Consider the following 25312-nt stretch of genomic DNA (forward strand, 5'->3'; position numbering starts at 1 on the left):
CTCTAACGATTATGCATTGTTAACAAACTTAGAGTGCTATTTAATTTATGCTAATTTCTGGTGTTATAAATTACCGCAATAATGTTAAAAACTTCTCTATCGACCATCTTTGCAGCATTACTCGCTGCTTCTAGTCAATCATTTGCCTCTGAATCACTGCCTTTTATTAACGCTACGGCTGAAATTGATGGCAAACTTGACGAAGCCGTTTGGCAACAAGCAAAAAAAATAACAATTAATAATGTTACATGGCCACAAGAAAACATTAAGAGCCCAATTGAAACAACGGCTTACGTATTCGAAAATGGTACCTCATTATTCATTGCATTCGATGCAAAAGACCCAAACCCTGAACTTATTCGCGCTTTCTATCGAGACCGTGATAGTGCTTGGAACGATGACCTTGTTGGTATCAAAATTGACTCATTCAACAATAGCTTGAGTGCTTATCAATTATTTATTAATCCTCTTGGTGTGCAACAAGATTCTATTGAAAATGAACTAACGAAAAGCGAAAACAGCTCTTGGAATGGTATTTGGGATAGTGCTGGTACCATCCATGAGGGTGGTTATTACGTCGAAGTAGAAATTCCTTTAAGGGTTTTGAATTTTGATGACAGTATAGACACAAAAACCATGGCTATGGAGTTTTTAAGGTTCTACCCACGAGATCAACGTCTTCGTATTTCGAGTATGCAGATTGAACATGCCAATAACTGTTGGATCTGCCAAATGCCTGAGTACACCGGCTTTGAGCAAGCAAAACAAGGCAACAACTTTGCGCTTATTCCCTCACTGGTTGCAAGTAAACAACAAACTCGAGATATCGATGGTAATGAGACTGGTGAATGGATTGATGAAGATAATGTCGAGCCAAGCTTAGATGTAAAATGGGCTATCACCCCTGATATGACACTTAACGCCACTCTGAATCCTGACTTTTCTCAAGTAGAAGCCGATACAGGCCAGCTCAGCGTCAACAATAGCTTTAGTTTGTTCTTTCCAGAAAAGCGTGCTTTCTTTTTAGATAATTCTGACTACTTCTCATCACATTTAAACCTGATCCATACCAGAAATATTGCTGCGCCAGATTATGGCGTGAAGTTTACCAGTAATAAGCAAGGTCACACTGTTGGTGCCTTCATCGCTAACGATGAAAAACTAAATGTAATGATCCCGGGTAACTTAGGCTCGCGCGTTGTTTCATTTGACCAAAAAAGCGAGAACCTAGCATTAAGATACCGCTATGACTTTAACAATGTGTTATCTGTAGGAACGACAACAACGGTAAGGCAAAGCAATGATTACAGTAACCAAGTGATTAGCTTAGACAGCAAGTATAAGCTTACAAATAACGATATTTTTAAAGCGCAAGTATTGTTTTCAGATACCGACTATACGCAAGCTTTTGTTGATGAACTGTGTAATGGTGAACAAGGCGACTGCCAAAAACCATCTCAGCCAGAATGCGAAGAAAGCTCAGACTGCGATTTAAATGAAAGCACTTTACGTGTGCTTAATGAAGTAGATACTAAAGGTATGGGCTACTTATTAAATTATGAGCATAACGAAAAGCATTGGCGTGCTTTTACCAGCTATCAGTACCGAGATAGAGGTCTACGCTCTGATTTAGGCTTTATGTCGCAAATCGACTTCAATAAGTTTTTGGCCGGTTACGAGTATCGTTGGTATGGCGATGAGAACACTTGGTGGAACCGTGCTAATTGGTACACTGATTGGGACATTACGCATAACGACAATAATGAATTATTAGAGAAAGAAGTACAAACTAACTTCTCTATTAATGGTCCACTGCAAAGTCATATTAATACAGGTGTAGAACATAGAAAACGTACAGGCCTTAGACATAACGAAGCAAGCCTTGCCATCGACGGAAACACAGATTTGTTTACCGAAAACAACCTCTGGACCTACATGGAAATGAAGCCGGTATCAGGTGTGTTTACCAGCCTTAATATTAGCACGGGTAATAAAGTAGACCTTGCTAACAACCGTCTAGGAGAACAGTTCAGAGTACGCCCTGTCATTAATCTGAATTTAGGCAAGCATTTTGAACTGCGATTCAGACATACTTATCAAACATTAGAAGCAGATGGCGCAGATGTATTCACTGCCAATCTAACTGATGTACGAATGACTTATCAGTTTAATTTAAATAGCTATTTAAGATTGGCTGTGATTAAAACAGACATTGAACGCAACCCGAGTAATTACATCGACTCAGTTGATGCCACTTATAAAGGGTTAAGCACACAGCTACTTTACTCTTATAAGTTAAACCCTCAAACTGTGTTCTTTGCTGGCTTCTCTGATAGTGGCTATCAAGATGATGAATTAGAAGAAATTACAAAGGATTCAAAGACTTTCTTTATGAAGTTTAGCTATGCTTGGTTAATGTAATGTAAAGCATATAAAACAAACTTTTTATACTTTTCGGCTATAAGCATATTTGATATATCTTATAGCCAATCTTTACTTCTGTTTTTGTCCGACCTCAGTAAAGTGAACACTAATTAAATCTAGATCATGAAAGAGAACACAATGTCTAAAATCTTTGCAGATAATAGCCTAACTATTGGCAATACTCCGATCGTTAAATTAAACCGTGTAACAGGTGGTAACGTTTTCGCTAAAGTTGAAGCACGTAACCCAAGCTTCAGTGTTAAGTGTCGTATTGGCGCTTCAATGATCTGGGAAGCTGAAAAAGCAGGTACTTTAACTGAAGGCAAAGAAATCATCGAGCCAACATCTGGTAACACAGGTATCGCACTTGCGTTTGTTGCTGCATCTCGTGGTTATAAGCTAACGCTAACTATGCCAAACACAATGAGCCTTGAACGTCGTAAGCTACTTAAAGCATTAGGCGCTAATCTAGTACTGACTGAAGGCGCTAAAGGTATGAAAGGCGCTATCGAAAAAGCGAATGAGATCCTAGCAAGCGATCCAGAAAAGTATGTATTACTTCAACAATTCGAGAACCCTGCTAACCCGAAAATTCACTTCGAAACAACAGGTCCTGAAATCTTTGAAGCGATGGAAGGCAAAGTTGACTTCTTCGTTGCCGGTGTTGGTACAGGTGGTACAATTTCTGGTACTACACGCTACCTTAAACAAGAGAAAGGCCTTGATGTGAAAGCAATCGCGGTTGAGCCTGTTGATTCTCCTGTAATCACGCAAACACTTGCTGGTGAAGAAGTTAAGCCTGGTCCTCACAAAATCCAAGGTATCGGTGCAGGTTTCATCCCTGATAACCTTGATCTAGAACTTATCGATGGTACTGAGCTAGTTTCAAATGAAGATGCAATTGAAATGGCACACCAGCTAATGCGCGATGAAGGTATCCTGGTGGGTATTTCTTCAGGTGCTGCAGTTGTTGCAGCTAAACGCCTTGCTGAAAAGCCAGAAAACGCAGATAAGAACATTGTTGTTATTCTACCAAGTGCAACAGAGCGTTACCTATCAAGCCCATTATTTGCTGACCAATTCAGCGATCAAGAGTTAGTTCAATAATTTGAACTTTGCTTTCAAATTCAGAAAAGCCGACATTTGTCGGCTTTCTTTATTTTTGTCTTTACGTTTTTACCTCTCCTTTCTAAACTTATTTATAAGTTTTTTAAGACTAACATCCTCATGCGACTATTTATTTTTATTATTGTTCTATTTAGCTCTAGTACTTTTGCAAGTATGAATGTTGGCTATTTCAAAGATAATATATATCAAGTAGTTCAAGGGAAAACTTATAAAAATGGCTTACTGTTTAATGCAAACGATTCAAAACCTGTCCACATCGTAACCCTTGATTGGCCGCCTTATATTGGAAGTCAGTTATGTAATAAAGGTTGGGTATTTCAATTCACCGTCGCTTTGCTTGTCGAACAAGGATACAGTGTATATATCGAGTTTCTACCCTGGGCCAGAGCAGTAAGAGCCACCGAACTCGGCAAAGCTGATATTCTCATGCCTGAGTACTATATTGAAGACTCTGCCCCCTCAGACACGGTTGAGGGAAAAACTAGGCGCGAACTTCTCGCGCTTTCAAACCCCTTCCCAGGTGGTGAAATAGGTTTTTTAAAACGTAAAGGTGATGCTGATCGATTTACCGGAAACTTACTGTCACTTAAAGGTCAAAAAATTGGTGTAGTAAGAGGTTATCAAAATACCCCTGAATTTGATGCCATGATGGACAATGATGAGTTTACCATTATTGAAGCTGTTGATGACTTACAGCTGGTCAAATTATTAGTTGGTAAGCGTGTAGATTTAATTATTGGCGATCCAAAAGTACTTAAATTCACCGTCAGTTACTCCGAATTACCTCGACCAGAAAAAGCGACTCTATTAAGGAATATAGAACGTGAAACCCACTCACTCCAATACAACAATCTTTACTTTGCATTGAGTAAACGATCCCCTAATTGGAGAACACTACTGGGTGATATCAATAAGAGCCTTTATCAATTTAACAACAGTGGTGAAACAGATAGAATCGTCGATATGGGGATCACCGAATGTTACTAAATTCCATAATTGCTGACATTTAGTTCGATTAAAACTGTCTTTAAACACTTTTTTATAAAATTTTATTTAACTTTAACTATTCATTATTTAAACTAACCAAAACTTCAGTTTAATAGGAATAGTATGAAAAACTTTCTCGTTATTTTTTCACTGATCTCACTTTTATTCGCAACTAGCTTCGATGCTGAAGCCCGTAAGAAGTTCGGTAAAAAGAAATCAGGAAAAACACACAGCACTTCAACTACTCAGCAAAAACAACAAGTTGATACAAAAAGCTTACCTGCAAAAACAGCTGGAAAATCAAGTAAAAAAGGCATTATGGCCGGTGTACTTGGTGGCTTATTAGCAGGTGGTCTAATTGCAGCTATGATGGGTGATGATTTTGAAGGCTTCCAGTTCTTAGAAATGATCCTGTTAGCAATTGCAGCATTTGTTATTTTCAAGTTGATCAAGGGCATGATGGCAAAACGCCAACAGCCACAAATGGCAGGTGGCCCTCAATTTGGTCAGCAGCAACAATTCCAACAACAGCCACAGCAGTTCCAAGCGCAGCAACCAATGCAGTCTTCAGGAGGTTTCGGACAGCAAAATGATGTGCCATTTAATCTGCCTAAAGATTTCGATGTTAACGGCTTCTTACAAGGTGCACGTGACCACTACCACACAGTTCAAAAAGCCTGGAATGACAAAGACTACAACAAAATGGCTGAGTACCTAAGCCCAGCATTAGTTGAAGAATTTAAAGCTGAGCGTGAACAACATGACAGTGTTGCAACCGAAGTAATATTTGTTGACGCGCAACTTGTTCGTGCTGACACACACCCACATGTTTGGGAAGTGAGCATTATGTTTAAAGGTAAATACCGTGACCTTGGTGACAATCAAGAAGAGCCTATTCATGAGATTTGGCACTTAGAGCGCCAAACTCAAGGTGAAGCACCTTGGTTAATTGTTGGTGTTGAAGACCTAATTGATTAATTTATCAATAAATACTGGAAACGCCTCTTAATGAGGCGTTTTTTTATGCCTGAATTTTAGGCTCGTTATTGTGTGCTTTTAGCTTTTCAAAATAAAAAACCCCAGCGTTCGCTAGGGTTTTATTTATAAATCAGGTGAGACTGTTAGCCTAAACGATGGATAATAAATCTGTTAACCAAAGTTCAGGTTAGTTAAGCTATTCTTTGCTTGTTCCTACTTCTACACGTGTCTTTAACTTCTGCCCAGGGCGGAAAGTTACAACACGACGTGCAGAGATTGGAATATCTTCTCCAGTTTTAGGATTACGTCCTGGTCTCTCTTTTTTGTCTCTTAGATCAAAGTTGCCAAAACCAGAAAGCTTTACCTGCTCTCCTTTTTCCAGCGCTGAGCGGATTTCTTCAAAAAACGCTTCAACTATGTCTTTGGCATCCTTTTTGTTCATCCCCAATTTTTCAAATAGGTGTTCAGCTATGTCTGCTTTAGTAAGCGCCATATCTAGTCCCTCAACGATGCATTAAATTTGTTGGCAAGTTCTGCCACCACGTTTTCTACAAGCGTATTGATGTCATTCTCTTCGAGCGTTTTATCAACTGCTTGCAATGTAAGGGCAATCGCTAAGCTCTTAAAGCCCGGCTCAATACCTTTACCCTTGTACACATCGAATAAGTTTAGGTCAACTAATTGATTTCCGCCAACTTTCTCAATGCTATTTAAAATATCGCCTATTTTTACGTCATCCGCAACTAAAATAGCAATATCTCTGCGATTTGATGGGAATTTTGACACGCTAACCGCCTCTGGCAGCTTACGAGCAACTAATGCATCTGCTTCAATTTCAAATACAAACGCTGCATTGTTTAAACCAAGAGACTTTTGAAGCTGAGGATGAACAGCACCAATAAAGCCAACTTTTTTGTCATCAAGGTAAATTGCTGCAGATTGACCTGGGTGTAGGCCATCATTTGCTTCGGCTTTGAACGAGAAACGACTTACATCATTTGTTAAAGCAATCAAGGCTTCTACATCACCTTTAGCGTCAAAGAAATCTACCGGCTTAGACTCAATTGACCAATGCTCGTTATGTGTATTACCGTAAATAATACCGCCTAGAACCGCAATTTGGCTCACACCGTTTTCTGCAGTCTCATCTTTTAAGAACTTTAAGCCGTGCTCAAAGAAACGTAAACGTGATTGCTGACGGTTTTGGTTATATACAACCGTGTTGATTAAACCTGTCATTAAGCTTACACGCATTGCTGACATTTCAATCGAAATCGGGTGTGGTAATACTAACGCATCGCTTTGTGGATGAAGCTGCTGCTGTACTTTAGGGTCAACGAAGCTGTACGTAATCGCTTCTTGGTAGCCACGTGCAACCAGCTCATTTCTGAACTTAGCAACTGGAAGCTTAGCTTCTTGGTGCGTTGTCATCTTAAGCGCAGCTGTCGGTGCTACATTTGGAATGTTGTTATAACCAAATACACGCGCCACTTCTTCGATTAGGTCTTCTTCGATGCTGATGTCGAAACGGTAGCTTGGCACTTGTGCATTCCAAGTGTCATTTGTAAATTCAACCGTTAAACCTAAGCGAGTTAGAATATCTGTTACCTTAGCGTCTTCAATGTGATAACCGATAACACGGTCTAAACGCTCACGTCGAAGTGTTACTGACTTCTCAACTGGAAGATCTGCTTCAGACACAGCCTCAACAACTGGACCTGCTTCACCACCTACAATCTCAAGAAGTAATGCTGTTGCACGCTCCATGGCATCTCGCTGTAACTTAGGATCAACGCCACGCTCGTAACGGTGCGATGCATCTGTGTGTAAGCCATAGCTACGAGCTTGACCTGCAATCGCCAGTGGTGCGAAGAATGCACTTTCAAGTAAAATGTCTTGCGTACCTTCTTTAACGCCTGAACCTTCTCCGCCAAAAATACCCGCCATTGCTAGCGCTTTGTTGTTATCAGCAATAAGTAAAGTTGAAGGGTTAAGTTTTGCAGTATTACCATCAAGTAACACAAGCTCTTCATTTTCGTTTGCGTTACGAACTTTAATTCCACCTTCAATTGCTGCTAAGTCAAACGCGTGCATTGGGTGACCAAGCTCTAGTAACACGTAGTTTGTTACGTCAACAACCGGGTCGATTGAGCGTACACCTGAACGACGAAGCTTTTCAACCATCCATAGCGGTGTTGTCGCTTCAAGGTTAATACCTTTAATGATACGGCCTAAGTAACGAGGACAAGCTTGGCTATTTACTAGCTCAATATTAATCGTGTCTTCAATTGTTGGCTCAACTGCAGCAATCGCAACTTCAGTCACGTCTTGGCTGTTCAATACACCCACTTCACGTGCAAGACCTTTAATGCCTAAACAGTCACTGCGGTTTGCTGTTAGGTCAACGTCAATTGTCACGTCATCAAGGTTAAAGTATTCACGAATACATTGGCCAATTGGTGCGTCTGCTGGCAGTTCTAAAATACCATCAGAGCTTTCAGCCATGCCTAGCTCTTCAAATGCGCATAACATGCCATGAGAAGGTTGACCACGAAGCTTTGCTTTTTTAATTTTAAAGTCACCCGGTAATACCGCACCAACTTTAGCAACTGCAACTTTTAGGCCTTGGCGACAATTTGCTGCACCACATACGATGTCTAGCAGCTCGTCTTCACCTACATTGATTTTTGTTACGCGTAATTTGTCAGCATCAGGGTGTTGACCACACTCAACCACTTCACCAATCACAACGCCACTAAAGTCACCGGCAACGGCATCCACACCATCAACTTCAAGGCCAGCCATTGAAAGTTGTTCAGAAAGAGCCTCGGTATCGATAGCTGGATTTACCCACTCACGTAACCACTTTTCACTAAATTTCATATTTCTTTCGCTCTTATCTGAATTGGTTTAGGAATTTCATGTCATTTTCGAAGAACGCACGTAAGTCGTTCACACCGTAGCGAAGCATAGTTAAACGCTCAACGCCCATGCCGAATGCAAAGCCAGTGTATTTTTCTGGGTCAATGCCAACAGACTTCAGTACGTTTGGATGCACCATACCGCAACCTAATACTTCTAACCATTTACCATTTTTACCTTTAACATCTACTTCAGCTGAAGGCTCTGTAAATGGGAAGTATGAAGGACGGAAACGGATTTCCATGTCTTCTTCGAAGAAGTTGCGTAAGAAGTCGTGCAAAATACCTTTCAGTTCAGTAAAGCTCACGTCAGTATCAACCATTAGGCCTTCAACTTGGTGGAACATTGGCGTGTGTGTTTGGTCGTAGTCGTTACGATAAACACGGCCTGGAGAGATAATACGTAGTGGCGGCTGTTCAGTTTCCATAGTTCGGATCTGTACACCACTTGTTTGCGTACGTAAAACCAACTTAGGGTTAAAGTAGAAAGTATCGTGATCAGCTCGTGCAGGATGATGCTCTGGAATATTTAATGCATCAAAGTTGTGGAAGTCGTCTTCAACTTCAGGGCCAGATTTAACAGCAAAACCTAACTCGCCAAAGAAAGTTTCAATTCTTTCAATTGTACGAGTTACTGGGTGAATGCCGCCTGTCGGCATTACACGACCTGGTAAAGTCACATCAATTGTTTCTGCAGCGAGTTTCTTTTCAAGCTCAGCAGCAACCAATGCTTCTCTCTTTTCGTTAATTGCGTCTTGTACTTGCGTTTTAGCTTTGTTGATCACAGCACCCGCGTCTTTACGCTCTTCTGGTGCCAATTTACCTAAAGTCTTTAAAAGACCTGTGATCTCACCTTTTTTACCAAGGTATTTTACGCGTACATCTTCTAGGTGCGCAATTTCGCTCGCGCTCGAAACGGCTTCTAGCGCTTCGGCTAAGATATTCTCTAAGTTCATTTTCTACCTGATCTTTATTGAGGTAATTTGCTGTTTATTAATCGACAATGATAACTGAAAGCAAGGGCTGTATTCTAGCCCTTCTACAGTTTTAAAGTGGCTTTTATGAAAGGAATTGTGAGTTTTCTTTGTGCAGCCATCGATGCATGATCGAGTCTGTCTAAAATATCGAGCAAAGCGCGCATATCACGGCTTAATCTGGTCAGTAAAAAACGCGCGCATTCGTCGGTTAATTCAAGACCTCGCATGTTCGCACGTTTAACTAATGCTTCTGCTTTATCATCATCGCTCATTGAGCGGATCTGAAATGTCGTTCCCCATTTCAGACGAGACTCTAAATCAGGCAAGTTGATATGTAACATATCAGGCAACAAATCTGCCGTAACCACTAAACACTTACCTTTTTCATTAAATCGATTGAAAAAGTTAAAGAGCGCTTTTTCCCATATATCTACGCCAGCGACTAAATGCACGTCATCTATACACAAGACATCTAAAGACTCTAAACCATCGAGTACTTCTGGGCCAAAACTGATCACTTCTCGAAGGCTCAAAAGCATGGTCGATAAGCCTAATTCTTGTGCCGCAATACAAGTGGCATAAAGTAAGTGAGATTTTCCTGAATCAGCTAAGCCACATAGATAAGTAAATTGAAAGTCGTCATTGCGATTTTCTAACGTCGCCTTTAAGTGATTAACTTCAAGAGACTCTTCCCCACCAAAATAGGCACTGAAAGTTTCATCATCAGGTAAAGTCACTGGCAAAGCCATTTGCATTGGCTCTAACTGCATTATTCGCCTACCCATGAATACTTGAGGTTATGGCTATCTTCTAATTGATAAAATGCTCTCGGATCTACAAAAGGCGTAAAGCTTTGCTCAAGTTTAATCGCTTTGACTAAATCGGTAACATCTGAGGTGTGCTCAACCAGGAACTTTACCGCATCGTTTGTACGTTCGATCACATCCACTTCAACAACAGTACTGATACTAATAAGCTGCCTTCTCGCCTGTTCTATAGTCACAAAATCAGATAATTTATCGACAGTCAGTACTGAGCTTGCTGACGCATAGGTTTTATTTGGGTCAATAGCAAACTGCTTAACCAAAGCATCAGAAAAGTTATTAACCATTTGAATCAACACCTGCTGCTTGTCGCCTACCAATTGATTCGACTCGAATAATTCTGCATCAGTATAGCGCCACTCCAATTGCCAAAAATCACTGGCTTCTGGCTTAAACATTCTTGCTGTGATCACGCGCTCGGCTTGATAACGCATCGACGCAATCTCAACTGGCTCAGAGAAGTTACCCCACACCTCTGCTATGCCAACTTTGCTTCTATCTTCTAAATCCATCAGTGGCACAACCACTGGTACGCCCCAATCTTGAGCTGTATCGTAAATAAGACGTTCGAGCTGAGGGTAGCTTTCTTGGGTCACGAAGTCTCTACGAAAACCATCTTCAATCGCCAGCCAAATAGCTATCTTTGGTCGTCTATTACCCCATAGTGGCAGGTTTGCGTCTTGAACAAGTTCTTCAACTTTTTGCGCTTCGAATTTTACTTTAATTTGTAATTCACCATCACGTGTTTCTAAATACTCATATTTCAACATGTAGTCAGAAATTGAGCGCATTGCTTGGCGAATTAAAGGGTGAGAACTTGCTTCGGACTTGCCAGTCAACTTTTTGATTACATTAGTAAGCGCTGCTTGGCTTGCATCCACGCGACTGGCACGTGTTTTATCTTTAATATAAAGTGTGCTTTCATAAAGGTCTAAAACCTCTATTGCTTTAACTAAGCTTGGAGAGATTAAACAACACAAAAATAACAATCTAAGGATCATATCAAGGCATTTACAAAACGTTTGAGTTTGATCCTAAAGCAACTAAAAGATAAAGCAAGTTAAACCTATTGCTCATGACTCATAGCAAAGTGAACTTGGTTTTTACCTTTGTTTTTTGCTTCGTACAATGACTGATCTGCTTGATGTAATAAATTTTCAGCCTTGAACTGTTGGTTGTAATTTCCTGCAACGCCAATACTACAACCACACTGAACTATCTGATCTGATTCTAATTGAATAGGTTGTTGAATACTGCTAAGCAACCGCTTACATAACTGCTCCAACACACCAAAATGTAACGGTTCCATTAGTAAAACTACAAATTCATCACCTCCGATTCTGGCAACCAAATCATATCCTCTAACTTCACTCGTCAGCCTTTGCGCAACCGTTCTTAACACTAAATCACCGCTTTTGTGACCAAAATCATCGTTTATTGGTTTAAAGTCATCCAAATCCAAATACAGCACATACACTTCTATTTTATTTCTCTCTGATTTAGAGGCTAACCGCGACAGCTCTTTGAATAGATACTTTCGATTCGCTAAATTTGTCAGATTGTCATGCAATGACTCGTATTCTAGTTGTGATTGCAGCTTTTCGCTTTTCTCAACCTCATGTTGTAAATCTTCTAAGCTTTGTTGCAGCTCTTGTGTTCGAGCTGCAACATGTTTCTCCAGTTCTGCTTGATAATCTTGCAATGTTTGATTGGCTTCGAGCAAAGCTTGTTGATTATTAAATGCATCAAGTGCAGACGAGATGACATGACTAATGGTGTAAAGTACATCAACAATGACGCCAGAATATTCATCATTACGCCGATAAGATTGAATTATGAAAGCGCCAAGAAAGTGATTGCGATTCTTTAACGGGAAGCAAAGCCATTGCTGCGGAACTGTGCCTAACACCTGTAATGTGCCAGCATCAATTAGCTGCTGAATTTCTACATCAGTAAAGTTACAAATTGTTTTTTGCTCTAGAGCATAAGCTGTAAGCGTCTTTTTAATTTGTTCAAACTTAATATCTTCTAAATCTTCAGCCCGAATATCGTCTTTGACATCATGGAAATATGGAAAAGATAGCTCACCATTTTTTTTGAATAGCACTACATAAAAATTATCGGCATAGGTCACTTTTTGTAATATACAGTGAATATCGAGCAGAAATCTTTGAATTGAGTCGCTGGTATTCAAGCATGCAACAATGTCTGTCATGCTATCAATAACATTGTTATCACTGGTAATGGTTAATTTGGCCATTAATATCCTTTGCATACTCATCTGTCCTACCCTAGATAAGTATTGTCCGTTAAGCTATGTGTATTTAATTTAACTTAGAACATTTAATTGATTTTTCAAACCAACCTGAGACTTTATTCGTTTAATGAGGTCTGTCACAAAGTTGATTAGGAGCAATGATGGAATTTTTACATACTATGGTGCGCGTTAAAGACTTAGACGCATCATTAGCATTTTATTGTGATCTATTAGGTCTTAATGAAGTGAAACGCTATGATAGCGAGGCTGGCAGGTTTACATTGGTCTATTTAGCGGCCCCAGGCCAGCTTGAAATGGCTAAACAAACTTTCAGCCCGACTATTGAGCTTACTTACAACTGGGATACAGAAGAATACACTGGCGGCAGAAATTTCGGGCATTTAGCATTTGCCGTCGAGAATATTTATGCGCTTTGTCAAAAACTCATGGATGCAGGTGTCACCATAAATCGTCCACCTCGTTGCGGCCATATGGCATTTGTTAAATCACCTGATGGTATTTCTATCGAGCTATTACAAAAAGGTGACTCTCTACCACCACAGCAACCTTGGGTCGATATGGAAAATACCGGTAGCTGGTAACTTCAATACAATTGATTGGGTCAACTGACCCTATCAATTGTGTCAACCTTTCCTAATACGTGAATTGACAGTAAATCTTCTTTATAAACATTGAATGGGTCTTCACTCAAAACAACATAACCGCCATCATCTGTTACCCCATTTTGCATAGCTGCACAAATTGTTTGTAAACTTTGAGGCTGTTTTTTATTTATCGCTTGGTTTTTTAAAGTAGTAAAAAGAGTTCTCAAAGGAGATAAAGGCTCTACCGGATACTCAGGAGATATATGAACTTCATAATCACCATCATTTATGGCGTCACTGACTACTTTTACAGGTAAAGCATATTGCTGATAATAGTCGATAACCTGTTTAGAGAATTTATGTGTGTCATTTACTAGTAACGAACTAAACCCTGCCTCTTTACTTTTATATAAAATATCATCAATCGTTGTGAGCAGGTGAGATGCTTGCTGTCGCAGCTGCTCCTCTGGAAAAATATCAATCAGCCATAGTAATTGCTGGTCAAACAACCCCCCTTGCTCATCTAACAACCTTTTAAACGCTTCAAAATGCTTAAAAGGTGAATTCCCTTTTAGTTGATTAAAAATCAGTTCAGCAGTGATATCATTGACATAAGCAATTGGTAAATGAGCATCCAAAATACAAATTGGTCGGCATATATCTAAGCTGTTCATGATTTGATGTATGGTTGGGTGATTGTCTGAAATGGGCATGATGTTCGAATGTAGCCCATAACCAAGTAACCAGTCTTTTTCAGATAAGCTTTTATCTAGATAAAGTAATGCCCTCGTAATATAGCTGGCGTTATAGTTAGGCATCTCTTTTAACCATTCAATATGAAACCCAAATGGACCGAAATTAAACCATTGCTGCAGCAATGAAGCCGTCACCAAACTCATATTTTTTTTATAAAAGCATGGAAGAACTGTTTGACTTGCAGCTAGTTCGATAAAAGTGGCATGCATAGAATGCTTTTTTAAGAAAAACTCGATCTCAGCCAAAGAAGCAAATAGAGGCTCACTATCATTCGTCAGTAAGATTGCTTCATAAAGAGTTTTTGTGCCATTTGATAATTGATAGAATTTTCCACCATACAGCACCCTAGCTCCACATCTACTTATTTCTTGCTGTTGATTAATGAATCTATGGTAGTGGGAATGAGCAAGGGATTCTAAACAAATTAAACTAGATATTTTGTCTAGCAACACATCAAAAAATTGATGTTGCAATGTAAATTGAAGATGAGTATCAGCAACCATAATTAACGCTCCCTGTTACACTAATTGTTTAAATTAAGTGAGAAATAAAAAGCAAAGAAAACGTGTCTTTAGCTAAATGCTATTTAGTTTTTCTTGGCTACTACTTCTTAACTGCTCTATCTTCTGCATCCTTACAGTTTTGAATAGACAATTATTAACACTATGAGTAAACGCTTTAATCCCTAAAGATGATTGAACCTTTCTTTTATACGTTAACTTTAAATTATCATGCTGACTTTGCAATTACACGGTATTACAGGTATAAAAAAAGCCAAGCTAATGCTTGGCTTTCAGAGAATATCTACAACAAGAAATTAGATGTACTGAACTTCAATAATTTCGAATTCAACATCACCATTTGGTGTTTTGATGGTTACCGCATCATCTAACTCTTTACCAATCAAACCGCGTGCAATTGGCGAGTTAAATGAAATCAGATTGTTTTTGATGTCTGCTTCATCATCACCCACGATGCGGTAAGTTGTTTCTTCGTCTGTGTCACAATTCACGATTGTCACTGTAGAACCGAAAATAACTTTGCCATTATTTTGCATCTTAGTAACGTCAATGATTTGTACAGTCGACAGTTTTGCTTCAATTTCTTGAATACGACCTTCACAGAACCCCTGCTCTTCACGTGCAGCATGGTATTCAGCATTTTCTTTTAAGTCACCGTGTTCACGGGCTTCCGCAATGTCAGCCACGATCTTAGGACGGCGAACTGTTTTTAATTCGTTTAGCTCTTCACGCAGTAATTGCTCACCACGTACTGTCATCGGAGTTTGTTGCATTGTCTTTCTTTCCCAGAAGTACAGAAGTAAAAGCCCGGTAAAACCGGGCTTTTATATTTCAATTAATTGACTAAGTCTATATCACGATGCATAGACTAGGCAATGCCTCGACAATTAATTTACGCGCTTGTGTAGCTCTTGTACTGAAGAAACCGTTGCACGGTCATCTGCAGAGTTTGCTTTACAGTTAGCAAATGCAGCGTTAAGCGTTGTTGTGTAATTTACTTTACCTTGCAGTGCACCACGACGAAGTACTTTAGAATCTTCAATCGCTTGACGACCTTCAGTCGTGTTTACAATGTAGCTGTACTCGCCATTCTTAATACGGTCAAGAATATGAGGACGACCTTCGTAAACCTTGTTTACGCGACGCGCTTCAATACCTGCTTCTTCAAGTGCTTTCGCAGTACCGCCAGTTGCATCTAGTTCGAAGCCTAATTCACGCATCGTACGAGCAAGCTCAACAATACGCTTCTTATCGCTGTTGCGAACTGAAAGTAGCGCACGGCCACCACGTGGCATTACGTTACCTGCACCAAGCTGTGCTTTAGCGAATGCTTCAGCGAATGTGTCACCCACACCCATAACTTCACCGGTTGAACGCATTTCAGGACCACGCATTGGGTCAACGCCCGGGAATTTAGCGAATGGAAGTACCACTTCTTTTACGCTGTAGTAAGGAGGAATAATTTCTTTCGTCACGCCTTGGCTTGCAAGTGACTGACCCGCCATACAACGCGCAGCTACTTTAGCAAGTGCAACACCCGTTGCCTTAGATACAAATGGTACAGTACGCGCTGCACGAGGGTTAACCTCGATTAGGTATACTTCGCCATCTTTAACAGCAAACTGGGTATTCATTAGACCCACAACGCCAAGCTCTAACGCCATGCGTGTTACTTGGTCACGCATGCGATCTTGGATTTCAGGGCTTAATGAGTAAGCTGGTAGTGAACATGCTGAGTCACCTGAGTGAACACCTGCTTGCTCGATGTGCTCCATGATACCACCAATGATAACTTGCTCACCGTCACAAATAGCATCTACGTCGATTTCAATCGCGTCATCTAGGAAACGGTCAAGTAGAACTGGCGCTTCGTTAGACGCTTGTACCGCTTCAGTCATGTAACGACGTAAATCGTCTTCGTCGTATACGATTTCCATCGCGCGACCACCCAGTACGTATGAAGGGCGAACAACCAGTGGGAAACCGATTTCTTGAGACTTAGCCACTGCCTCTTCTAGTGAAGTAACCGTTGCATTCTCAGGCTGAAGCAGGTCTAAACGCTCAACCATTTGCTGGAAGCGCTCACGGTCTTCAGCACGGTCGATTGCATCTGGTGAAGTACCAATGATTGGCACACCGTTCGCTTCAAGTTCACGCGCTAGTTTAAGTGGTGTTTGACCACCGTACTGCACGATAACGCCTTTTGGCTTTTCAACACGAACGATTTCTAATACGTCTTCTAACGTGATTGGCTCAAAGAATAGACGGTCTGATGTGTCGTAGTCAGTTGAAACAGTCTCAGGGTTACAGTTAACCATGATAGTCTCGTAGCCGTCTTCGCGCATTGCAAGGGCTGCGTGTACACAACAGTAATCGAATTCGATACCTTGACCGATACGGTTAGGGCCGCCGCCGATAACCATGATCTTGTCTTTGTCAGACGGGTTTGCTTCACACTCTTCATCGTATGATGAGTACATGTAAGCTGTGTCTGAGCTAAATTCTGCCGCACACGTATCTACTCGCTTGTATACAGGCAATACTTCTAAAGTATGACGCTTCTTACGTACTTCTGACTCGCTTACGCCTAATAGCTCAGCGATACGTGCATCAGCAAAACCTTTACGCTTTAAGCGGCGTAAGAAATCTTTGTTCAAGCCAGCCATGCCGCCTTCAACGATTTTTGCTTCATCTTTGATGATGTCTTCGATTTGAACTAGGTACCAACGGTCAATCTTAGTCAGCTCAAACACATCTTCAACGCTCATACCGTGACGCATTGCATCTGCAACGAACCAAATACGCTCTGCACCTGGCTCACGTAATTCACGAACGATTTTTTCATTTGCATTCGGATCGTCAAGCGCAACAATTGGGTTGAAGCCCGTTGCACCAACTTCTAAACCACGAAGTGCTTTTTGAAGAGACTCTTGCTGGTTACGGCCGATTGCCATAACTTCACCTACCGACTTCATCTGAGTCGTTAGACGGTCGTTAGAACCTGCGAATTTTTCGAAGTTGAAACGAGGGATCTTAGTTACAACGTAGTCAATTGACGGCTCGAACGAAGCAGGTGTTGCGCCACCTGTGATGTCGTTTTGAAGCTCGTCTAGCGTATAACCTACTGCTAATTTTGCAGCGATTTTCGCAATTGGGAAACCCGTTGCTTTTGATGCAAGTGCAGATGAACGAGATACACGCGGGTTCATCTCAATGATAACCATGCGGCCATCAGCTGGATTTACACCAAACTGAACGTTTGAACCACCTGTTTCAACACCGATCTCACGAAGAACCGCCATCGATGCGTTACGCATTAGCTGATATTCTTTGTCAGTTAGTGTTTGTGCTGGTGCTACAGTGATTGAGTCACCTGTGTGAACACCCATAGGGTCGAAGTTCTCGATAGAACATACGATGATACAGTTGTCGTTTTTGTCACGTACAACTTCCATCTCGTACTCTTTCCAACCTAGTAAGCTTTCATCAATTAGAAGCTCGCTTGTAGGTGAAAGGTCAAGACCACGAGTACAGATCTCTTCGAACTCTTCCATGTTGTAAGCAACACCACCACCGGTACCGCCCATGGTGAAAGAAGGGCGAATAATACATGGGAAGCCGATACGTGTTAACGTGTCACGTGCTTCATCCATTGAGTGTGCGATTTCTGCGCGAGGACACTCAAGGCCAATGGCCTTCATCGCAGCATCAAAACGCTCACGGTTTTCTGCTTTGTCGATTGCATCTGCTGTTGCACCTATTAGCTCAACGCCATGCTTTGCAAGTACGCCGTGCTTGTCTAGGTCAAGTGCACAGTTAAGCGCAGTCTGACCACCCATTGTAGGTAATACAGCATCTGGCTTTTCTTTTTCAATGATGCGCTCAACAACTTCCCAGTGAATTGGCTCGATGTAAGTCGCATCAGCCATTTCAGGGTCAGTCATGATAGTTGCAGGGTTTGAGTTAACTAGGATAACTCGGTAACCCTCTTCTCTAAGTGCTTTACAAGCTTGCGCGCCTGAGTAGTCAAACTCACACGCCTGACCGATAACGATCGGGCCTGCACCTAAAATTAGAATACTTTGTATGTCGGTACGTTTTGGCATGGTTACTCCGCTCTAATTACGCTTTACGTGCTTGCATTAGTTCAATGAAATGGTCGAACAGTGGCGCAGCGTCGTGAGGACCTGGGCTCGCTTCTGGGTGACCTTGGAAGCTAAATGCTGGCTTATCAGTACGGTGAATACCTTGTAATGTGCCATCGAATAACGATACGTGCGTCGCACGTAAGTTTTCTGGTAGGCTTGCTTCATCTGCTGCGAAACCGTGGTTTTGCGCAGTGATCATAACAACATTACGGTCTAGGTCTTTAACCGGGTGGTTACCACCGTGGTGACCAAACTTCATTTTCACCGTTTGTGCGCCTGAAGCTAGGGCTAAAAGCTGGTGACCTAAACAGATACCAAAAATTGGTGTGTCTGTTTCAAGGAAAGTTTTGATTGCTTCGATAGCGTAAGTACACGGCTCTGGATCACCAGGACCATTCGAAAGGAAGATACCATCTGGGTTTAGTGCTAACACGTCTGCAGCGGAGGTTTCTGCAGGAACAACTGTTAGTTTACAACCGCGGTCTACTAGCATACGAAGGATGTTTTTCTTCACACCGAAGTCATAAGCAACAACGTGGAATTTTGCATCTTCGTCAGCAAGTGTTTTAAAGCCCTCGCCAAGCGTCCAGCTTGTCTCGTTCCATGTGTACTGCTCTTTTGTACACACAACTTTGGCTAAATCCATACCTTTTAGGCCCGGGAAAGCTTGTGCAGCTTCTAGTGCCTTTTGCTCGTCAATATCACCAGCGATGATACAACCGTTTTGCGCGCCTTTATCACGTAAAATACGCGTTAACTTACGTGTATCGATATCTGCGATACCTAAAATATTGCGCTGCTTTAAGTAATCATCTAGTGATTGCTCGTTACGGAAGTTACTAGCAAGCAAAGGTAAGTCACGAATTACTAGGCCTTTCGCCCAGATTTTATTCGCTTCTTCATCTTCGCTATTAGTACCCGTATTACCGATATGCGGGTAAGTCAGAGTTACGATCTGTTCTGCGTACGATGGATCAGTCAAAATTTCCTGATAACCAGTCATCGAAGTGTTGAATACAACTTCACCAACTGACATACCGTCAGCACCGATAGCTGTACCGCGGAACACTGTGCCGTCTTCTAGGACTAACAGAGCGGATTTAGTCAAGTTAACCTCCTAATGGTAAAAAACGGGACCCAGCCAACAAAGCCGGAATACCCGTTTAAAAAGCGCTTGGTAACACGCCACTTATAAAAATTTGGCAAATTCCAAGTATTTTAGATGAAAACTTGAGAAAGGTCTATGAGAAAACCTTAAAAAATTAAAAATATCCCCTTTAACTGTTTTTTTACTTGAAACGGTTAAAAAAGTAACTTTTCTACCTAAATCCTAGCACATCTTGCATGGTATAAAGTCCAACAGGCTTGTCTTTTAACCAAGCTGCAGCCCTTACAGCACCTTTAGCAAAGGTCATTTTAGAGCTTGCTTTGTGGGTTAATTCAAGTCTTTCGCCTTCTGCAGCAAAGTAAGCCGTATGTTCACCTACTATGTCACCGCCACGCATCACTGAATAGCCAATCTCTTTTTGAGATTTTTCATGCTCATCTTGACTACGATCAAAAACAGCAACTTCATCATGATCCCAGCCTTTGGCCTGTGCAATCGCTTCACCAATCATCAAAGCAGTCCCCGATGGGGCATCGATTTTGTGTCTATGGTGCAACTCGAACACTTCAATATCTACGTCATCGCTCAGCGTTTTTGCAGCTTGTTTTACAAGGTTTTCTAACAAGTTGATACCCACAGAGAAATTACGAGAGAACACGATTGGAATATGTTTCGCCGCTTGTTCAAGCTCTGTCATATCTTCAGCTGTTAAACCTGTTGTGCCAATAACTAAAGGCGTTTTACGCGCTAGCGCTGTTGCTAAGTGCTTTTTCATACCTGCAGGTAAAGTGAAATCAATGGCTACATCAACGTCTTCGGCAATCACAGCTTCGGTTGAGAAAGCAACGCCCGTTTCACCCTGATTAATAAAATGCTGCACTTTAGTGCCAATTAAATCATGTTGGTCACGTACATAAGCCGCCGCGAGTGAAGTATTACCTGAAATAAGCGCTGCTTCACACAACACTTTGCCCATTCGGCCATTGGCGCCAAAAATTGCGATGTTAGTCATATTCATCCCCATTCAAATTTTCTGTGTTTATACAGAGTTTGTTGCCATAAATCATCTTTAAAAATTTCATATATTATGTTTTCGCTGAAACTTCAGTTAGCTCCATTACTGAAATTAAGCCTCATATAATGAAGAAAAGCGCAATAACTAAATTAGCTGACGAAATCTGCATGGAATGCAATAAAGGTTCAGAAGTTAATAGTTAAGTCATAAACACGATATAACCAATAAATGATAATGTTCATTTAAAATAGGTTTGTGCTTTTCAAAAGCCTGCCTAGCATTATCTGTTATGCAGCTACCCTCTAATTTATAGATAAAAGATTAAAGTCACATTGTAGGGCTTTTTTCATGGATTAAGTTTGACAAAACATCTAGCCATCTATACATTCACACATCCTTTTTTATCGCTTGAATTATGCACGCAATTGTGTGAACAATGATTGCATAATAAAAATAACTATTTCTTAATATGAGGTTTACATGCAGGCGTCTGTAAACAAGGTAGCAGCCAAGTTGTCGCTACTGCCTTTACTAACCTTTGTGGCACTCTTTTTAGGTGCAGGCTTATACCTACAATCGCAAGGCGTAGATTATGCGTTCTACCAGTTGCCTGCGCCTGTAGCAATATTACCTGCCATCGTTATCGCATTTTGGGTTAACCGCAAACCGATCAATGACAGTGTAGACACCTTTATAAAAGGTGCGGGTCACTCAAATATCATCACCATGTGCTTAATCTACTTATTAGCAGGTGCGTTTTCTGCTGTTGCAGGCGCAACAGGTGGTGTCGATGCGGTTGTCAATGCTGGTTTATCGCTTATTCCGCCTTCAATGCTTCTACCAGGCCTCTTTTTAATTGCTGCCGTAGTGTCAACTGCGATGGGTACATCAATGGGTACCATAGGTGCTATCGGTCCGATTGCGTATGCCGTATCACTTAAAACAGGTATAGACCCAGCGCTTATGGCGGGCACCATAGTTTCTGGTGCGATGTTTGGTGATAACTTATCTATTATTTCTGACACCACCATTGCTGCAACACGTACGCAGGGCTGTGAAATGAAAGATAAGTTTAAAGAAAACTTAAAGATTGCCATCCCAGCAGCTATTTTAACTATCGCCCTACTGACTTTCCTAACCCCTGAGCCACAGGCCGTAGAAACCAAAGACTTTGATTGGTTATTAGTATTACCTTATGCGTTTATCTTAGTACTGGCTGTTGCGGGTCTAAATGTATTCGTGGTGCTATTTAGTGGCATCATCTTCGCCGCAGCGATGGGCTTTACGGCCAACTATGAAATCGGCAGTTTCGCTAAAGACGTTTATAAAGGCTTCAGCGATATGCAAGAGATTTTCTTGCTGTCTATGTTCATTGGCGGTCTGTCTGAGTTTATCCGTGTGAATGGCGGTCTTGATTATCTGGCACATAAAATCCAAGGTTTAACGGCGTTTATCGCAAAGTTTCACCGTAAAGTAGCGGATCAATTAGGCATTGCTGCACTGGTACTGACCTCTAACCTATGTATTGCTAACAATACCGTAAGTATTATTGTTGCTGGCCCGGTCGCAAAGAAGCTAGCTGAAGACGGAAAAATTTCAGCGAAACGCTCAGCAAGCTTACTCGATATTTTTGCATGTGTAATGCAAGGGTCGTTACCTTATGGTGCACAAGCATTATTACTTGGCGCGACCTTCAAGATCAGTCCATGGGATGTCTCAACATCATCTTTCTACTGCTTTATTTTAGCATTCACCGCCATAGCAGTAATCTGCTTGCGCAGAAATAAAGCATAAAGACTAACAAAAACCACTTTTCTTGATTTATAGCCCCAATTTCTTTGGGGCTATAAATATACCCAAAATACCTCAAAAACAATGTTCAGAGCGCTTCTTAGTAGTTCTAGAAATGCAATGCCTCTCTACTTTCAATGCTCTTTTTATACTTATCATAAGTGAATAAGCACTTCCTTAGACGAGTTTGATTGACTTTCATACTGCGTCATCTATTTTCGATTTAGAACCACTAAATCATCAAAGAACCTGAACTTGGGTTAAGAGATTTATTAGTGTATTGATTTAAAATGGTAGGAATTCTTAAAAGTCTACAGCCGGAAACTTTAAGGGATAACAAGGCGAATTTACGCGTCAATAGCAAGCCTATTGCAAGTGAATTCAACGCAGTTAGCATTGAAAGTAGTCGCTGTAGATAGATTTATTACCCCGAGTTTAGGTTAATTATACCTTGTCTTAAAGCCAATCAATTCTCGCTGAACCTCGTCACTTGAAGTAATTTGAGTATATAATTCACTTTATCTACCCTCTGCGAATAATTTATCATGAATCAAAACATCCGCTTATTAGCCTCTCTCGCGTTATGTAGCTCTTTTTCTGCTACTGCAGCGAATTGGAGCGACACGCAATTTCACTTTAACTCTGGCGATGTAAAAAACCCATTTAGCCAACAAAGTGCGCAAACGCAAATTTATTCTGTGCAGCATGCATCTGGATATGACTATGGTGATAACTTCTTTTTTATCGACTTTACTAAAGATGATTTAGATGACGGCTTTAATAACAACGACTTTTATGGCGAATGGTATTCAAGCTTCTTAATGCCAAAAGCGTGGCAACCAAATGTTAATTCAACAATGCAAAGTGCCAGCTTTGTGGCGGGTATCAATGTATCTGGCGATGCTAAAGTCATTAAGTATTTACCGGGCGTAAAGTTAAACTGGAAAGCGCCAGGCTTTGACTTTCTTTCAACTATGATTACCGCTTACATTGACGACAGTGAAGGTGTTGCAAAAGGCGGTGCACCGACTCAAAGTGACAGCTGGATGTTTGATGTTGCTTGGGGCATGCCATTTAATATCTCTGAACATAAGTTTTATTTCACCGGACACGTGGAATACATTGCCAGTCGTGAAGATGAATTTGGCAATGACGTGAAAGGTTGGATCTTAGCTCAGCCAGCTGTGCGCTGGGATATAGGTCATGCTCTAATGAATAAAGAAAAGCAATTAATGCTTGGTATAGAATGGCAATGGTGGCGAAACAAGCTTGGAACCGATATTACTGAGTCTTCACCCCAGCTCCACATAGTTTGGCAATTTTAAATAAAAACGAGCGAAATTAGGGGTTAAATCTCACTTAGCTTTTTCTCTTAAGCCTTTCTTTTAAGAACATAGAGAAGCGCTAAATATGCGCTTCTCTAAACTTACTTCTTCTCATAGATTATTTAAACATCTATAACCATATAAACAGACAACTGAAAGACACAACATTGGAACAATGAAAGAAAGTTGAACTGATGATATATAACCAATATTCGGTAATATATCTATTAACGTGCCTTGAAGAAGAGGCATTAATGCCCCACCCATAATAGCCATGACCAAACCAGCAGACGCTAAACTGGCATCATCATCTAAATCTTTTAAAGCTAGCCCATAAATTGTCGGGTACATTAACGACATACATAATGAAACTAAAACCAAACAATATAAGCCAATATAACCTTCTAACGTAATACAACCCAAGGTCAAAAATACAGCCGTTGCAGCGAGTAAACATAGTAGCTTTTCAGCTCGAATATAATTAAGGGCAAAAGTACAAATGAAACGCCCACTTAAGAACATGATCATTGCCACAATATTATATTTCTGAGCTTCCGCTGCTGGCATACCTAAATTTGTGACTCCATAATGGATAATAAAGGTCCAACACATGATTTGCGCCCCCACATAACAAGCTTGAGTAATAATACCTTCTAAGTAGCGTCTATTTCCTTTTAATCGAATAAGGGTTTCTTTCAACGCTTTTTTTGTTAAAGGGTCAGTGGTATTTTTATCTGCTTTAAATGGTGTAAAAAGAAAAACGAGGAAGAGGACCATCACTACAGCAGCGATAATAATGTAAGGCTCTCTGATAATCATAAGATCATGAAGTTGAAGAGAATGAAAAGCTTCAGGTTCTGTCTGAGCAAACGATTCTAAACTAGCACTAATTTTAGAGTCAGCTACAGCTGGTAACATATTTTGATATTCAGGGTTTGCGTTTCGCTCAGCTTGTTTAAACGCTTCAACTTGTAAATTATTAAGGAAAATTGTCGCTGTCGTCATACCAAGTAGCGAACCAATTGGATTAAAAGCTTGAGCGAGATTTAACCGTCTTGTTGCGGTCTCTTTTGCACCCATTGATAAAATATACGGGTTACATGTCACTTCTAATAGTGCCAAGCCCGTAGTTGCAATAAATAATGCGCAAAGGAAAAAGTAAAATTCGACAAAGTAAGTTGCAGGCACAAACATCAAGGCTCCGAGTGTGTAAATTGCTAATCCAAGCAAAATTCCTGCTTTATAAGAAAAATAACGAATAAAAAGAGCAGCAGGAATTGCCATGGCCCCGTAACCAAAATAAAAAGCAAACTGCACCAAACTGCTCTGAGCATTTGAGATCATGAAAATGTCTTTGAATACATTCACCAAAGGGTTAGTTACATCATTAACAAACCCCCATAGAGGAAATAGCATCGCTACCAACAAAAAACCTGGTAATGCCTGCCGCGTCAAAATCGGAGGCGAATCATCTCGGCCTTTACCTAATTTAGTTTCTTGATTTGAACTCATCTTTTATTTCCTCCACGTCGCAATGAATTAATTCA

Annotated in this window: 19 protein-coding genes; 7 read left to right on the top strand and 12 right to left on the bottom strand. The window is 40.8% G+C overall.

Annotation, left to right across the window (positions count from 1 at the left end; genetic code table 11):
• Positions 1-81: 81 nt before the first annotated feature.
• The 4 genes from PP2015_RS11900 to PP2015_RS11915 all read left to right on the top strand — a co-directional run bounded on the left by PP2015_RS11900 (position 82) and on the right by PP2015_RS11915 (position 5517).
• On the top strand, positions 82-2421 hold the full coding sequence (locus tag PP2015_RS11900; protein ID WP_058030545.1) for a carbohydrate binding family 9 domain-containing protein: 2340 nt from the start codon (positions 82-84) through the stop codon (positions 2419-2421).
• 141 nt (positions 2422-2562) lie between these two features.
• Complete coding sequence (gene cysK, locus PP2015_RS11905) at positions 2563-3531, top strand: cysteine synthase A (RefSeq protein WP_058030546.1); 969 nt, start codon at positions 2563-2565, stop codon at positions 3529-3531.
• Positions 3532-3651: 120 nt separating this feature from the next.
• Positions 3652-4539, top strand: a complete 888-nt coding sequence (locus PP2015_RS11910; RefSeq protein WP_058030547.1) for a substrate-binding periplasmic protein — start codon at positions 3652-3654, stop codon at positions 4537-4539.
• Between the two features lie 123 nt (positions 4540-4662).
• On the top strand, positions 4663-5517 hold the full coding sequence (locus PP2015_RS11915; RefSeq protein WP_058030548.1) for a Tim44 domain-containing protein: 855 nt from the start codon (positions 4663-4665) through the stop codon (positions 5515-5517).
• 196 nt (positions 5518-5713) lie between these two features.
• Here PP2015_RS11915 and ihfA read toward each other — a convergent pair whose 3' ends face one another.
• The 6 genes from ihfA to PP2015_RS11945 all read right to left on the bottom strand — a co-directional run bounded on the left by ihfA (position 5714) and on the right by PP2015_RS11945 (position 12499).
• Positions 5714-6010 carry an integration host factor subunit alpha gene (gene ihfA / locus PP2015_RS11920; RefSeq protein WP_058030549.1) on the bottom strand — a complete coding sequence of 99 codons (297 nt, stop codon included), beginning with the start codon at positions 6008-6010 and terminating at the stop codon, positions 5714-5716.
• Positions 6011-6012: 2 nt separating this feature from the next.
• Complete coding sequence (gene pheT, locus PP2015_RS11925; RefSeq protein ID WP_058030550.1) at positions 6013-8400, bottom strand: phenylalanine--tRNA ligase subunit beta; 2388 nt, start codon at positions 8398-8400, stop codon at positions 6013-6015.
• Positions 8401-8413: 13 nt separating this feature from the next.
• A complete protein-coding gene (pheS, locus tag PP2015_RS11930) occupies positions 8414-9394 on the bottom strand; it encodes a phenylalanine--tRNA ligase subunit alpha (RefSeq protein ID WP_058030551.1) in 981 nt (326 codons plus the stop codon).
• A gap of 83 nt (positions 9395-9477) precedes the next feature.
• Positions 9478-10188 carry a DnaA regulatory inactivator Hda gene (hda, locus tag PP2015_RS11935; protein WP_171041728.1) on the bottom strand — a complete coding sequence of 237 codons (711 nt, stop codon included), beginning with the start codon at positions 10186-10188 and terminating at the stop codon, positions 9478-9480.
• Positions 10185-11240, bottom strand: a complete 1056-nt coding sequence (locus PP2015_RS11940; protein WP_058030552.1) for a DUF2066 domain-containing protein — start codon at positions 11238-11240, stop codon at positions 10185-10187. The genes hda and PP2015_RS11940 overlap by 4 nt, the downstream gene beginning before the upstream one ends.
• Positions 11241-11305: 65 nt before the next feature.
• Positions 11306-12499 (bottom strand): sensor domain-containing diguanylate cyclase, encoded by a 1194-nt coding sequence (locus tag PP2015_RS11945; RefSeq protein ID WP_058030553.1) that lies wholly within the window; start codon positions 12497-12499, stop codon positions 11306-11308.
• A 158-nt stretch (positions 12500-12657) separates the two neighbouring features.
• On the opposite strand from PP2015_RS11945, the gene PP2015_RS11950 reads away from it, so the two are divergent.
• Entirely contained in the window at positions 12658-13098 is a 441-nt protein-coding gene (locus PP2015_RS11950; protein WP_058030554.1) for a VOC family protein, read from the top strand.
• Between the two features lie 20 nt (positions 13099-13118).
• Here PP2015_RS11950 and PP2015_RS11955 read toward each other — a convergent pair whose 3' ends face one another.
• The 5 genes from PP2015_RS11955 to dapB form a co-directional block, all read right to left on the bottom strand.
• A complete protein-coding gene (locus tag PP2015_RS11955) occupies positions 13119-14360 on the bottom strand; it encodes a hypothetical protein (protein WP_157599087.1) in 1242 nt (413 codons plus the stop codon).
• 314 nt (positions 14361-14674) lie between these two features.
• Positions 14675-15151, bottom strand: a complete 477-nt coding sequence (gene greA, locus PP2015_RS11960) for a transcription elongation factor GreA (protein ID WP_058030556.1) — start codon at positions 15149-15151, stop codon at positions 14675-14677.
• 114 nt (positions 15152-15265) lie between these two features.
• Complete coding sequence (gene carB, locus PP2015_RS11965) at positions 15266-18484, bottom strand: carbamoyl-phosphate synthase large subunit (RefSeq protein ID WP_058030557.1); 3219 nt, start codon at positions 18482-18484, stop codon at positions 15266-15268.
• Positions 18485-18500: 16 nt separating this feature from the next.
• The gene (gene carA / locus PP2015_RS11970) at positions 18501-19634 is read right to left on the bottom strand and encodes a glutamine-hydrolyzing carbamoyl-phosphate synthase small subunit (protein WP_058030558.1); all 1134 of its coding nucleotides are present in this window, start codon (positions 19632-19634) and stop codon (positions 18501-18503) included.
• 211 nt (positions 19635-19845) lie between these two features.
• Positions 19846-20652 carry a 4-hydroxy-tetrahydrodipicolinate reductase gene (gene dapB, locus PP2015_RS11975; RefSeq protein WP_405127341.1) on the bottom strand — a complete coding sequence of 269 codons (807 nt, stop codon included), beginning with the start codon at positions 20650-20652 and terminating at the stop codon, positions 19846-19848.
• Between the two features lie 477 nt (positions 20653-21129).
• On the opposite strand from dapB, the gene PP2015_RS11980 reads away from it, so the two are divergent.
• Together PP2015_RS11980 and PP2015_RS11985 are read left to right on the top strand one after the other, a co-directional pair.
• Positions 21130-22443: a Na+/H+ antiporter NhaC family protein gene (locus PP2015_RS11980; protein WP_058030560.1), complete on the top strand. Its 1314-nt coding sequence runs from the start codon at positions 21130-21132 to the stop codon at positions 22441-22443.
• Between the two features lie 542 nt (positions 22444-22985).
• Complete coding sequence (locus PP2015_RS11985; protein ID WP_058030561.1) at positions 22986-23765, top strand: hypothetical protein; 780 nt, start codon at positions 22986-22988, stop codon at positions 23763-23765.
• Between the two features lie 111 nt (positions 23766-23876).
• Here the strand turns inward: PP2015_RS11985 and fucP are convergent, their stop codons facing one another.
• Entirely contained in the window at positions 23877-25277 is a 1401-nt protein-coding gene (fucP, locus tag PP2015_RS11990; RefSeq protein WP_058030562.1) for an L-fucose:H+ symporter permease, read from the bottom strand.
• Positions 25278-25312: the final 35 nt, after the last annotated feature.

Source organism: Pseudoalteromonas phenolica (assembly GCF_001444405.1).
Taxonomy (GTDB): Bacteria; Pseudomonadota; Gammaproteobacteria; order Enterobacterales; family Alteromonadaceae; genus Pseudoalteromonas; species Pseudoalteromonas phenolica.

Bases quoted from the DNA above. Each gene is read 5' to 3' on its own strand.
- PP2015_RS11900 (WP_058030545.1), top strand. From the start codon at position 82: ATGTTAAAAACTTCTCTATCGACCATCTTTGCAGCATTACTCGCTGCT.
- cysK (WP_058030546.1), top strand. From the start codon at position 2,563: ATGTCTAAAATCTTTGCAGATAATAGCCTAACTATTGGCAATACTCCG.
- PP2015_RS11910 (WP_058030547.1), top strand. From the start codon at position 3,652: ATGCGACTATTTATTTTTATTATTGTTCTATTTAGCTCTAGTACTTTT.
- PP2015_RS11915 (WP_058030548.1), top strand. From the start codon at position 4,663: ATGAAAAACTTTCTCGTTATTTTTTCACTGATCTCACTTTTATTCGCA.
- ihfA (WP_058030549.1), bottom strand. From the start codon at position 6,010: ATGGCGCTTACTAAAGCAGACATAGCTGAACACCTATTTGAAAAATTG.
- pheT (WP_058030550.1), bottom strand. From the start codon at position 8,400: ATGAAATTTAGTGAAAAGTGGTTACGTGAGTGGGTAAATCCAGCTATC.
- pheS (WP_058030551.1), bottom strand. From the start codon at position 9,394: ATGAACTTAGAGAATATCTTAGCCGAAGCGCTAGAAGCCGTTTCGAGC.
- PP2015_RS11940 (WP_058030552.1), bottom strand. From the start codon at position 11,240: ATGATCCTTAGATTGTTATTTTTGTGTTGTTTAATCTCTCCAAGCTTA.
- PP2015_RS11945 (WP_058030553.1), bottom strand. From the start codon at position 12,499: ATGGCCAAATTAACCATTACCAGTGATAACAATGTTATTGATAGCATG.
- PP2015_RS11950 (WP_058030554.1), top strand. From the start codon at position 12,658: ATGGAATTTTTACATACTATGGTGCGCGTTAAAGACTTAGACGCATCA.
- PP2015_RS11955 (WP_157599087.1), bottom strand. From the start codon at position 14,360: ATGGTTGCTGATACTCATCTTCAATTTACATTGCAACATCAATTTTTT.
- greA (WP_058030556.1), bottom strand. From the start codon at position 15,151: ATGCAACAAACTCCGATGACAGTACGTGGTGAGCAATTACTGCGTGAA.
- carB (WP_058030557.1), bottom strand. From the start codon at position 18,484: ATGCCAAAACGTACCGACATACAAAGTATTCTAATTTTAGGTGCAGGC.
- dapB (WP_405127341.1), bottom strand. From the start codon at position 20,652: ATGAATATGACTAACATCGCAATTTTTGGCGCCAATGGCCGAATGGGC.
- PP2015_RS11980 (WP_058030560.1), top strand. From the start codon at position 21,130: ATGCAGGCGTCTGTAAACAAGGTAGCAGCCAAGTTGTCGCTACTGCCT.
- PP2015_RS11985 (WP_058030561.1), top strand. From the start codon at position 22,986: ATGAATCAAAACATCCGCTTATTAGCCTCTCTCGCGTTATGTAGCTCT.
- fucP (WP_058030562.1), bottom strand. From the start codon at position 25,277: ATGAGTTCAAATCAAGAAACTAAATTAGGTAAAGGCCGAGATGATTCG.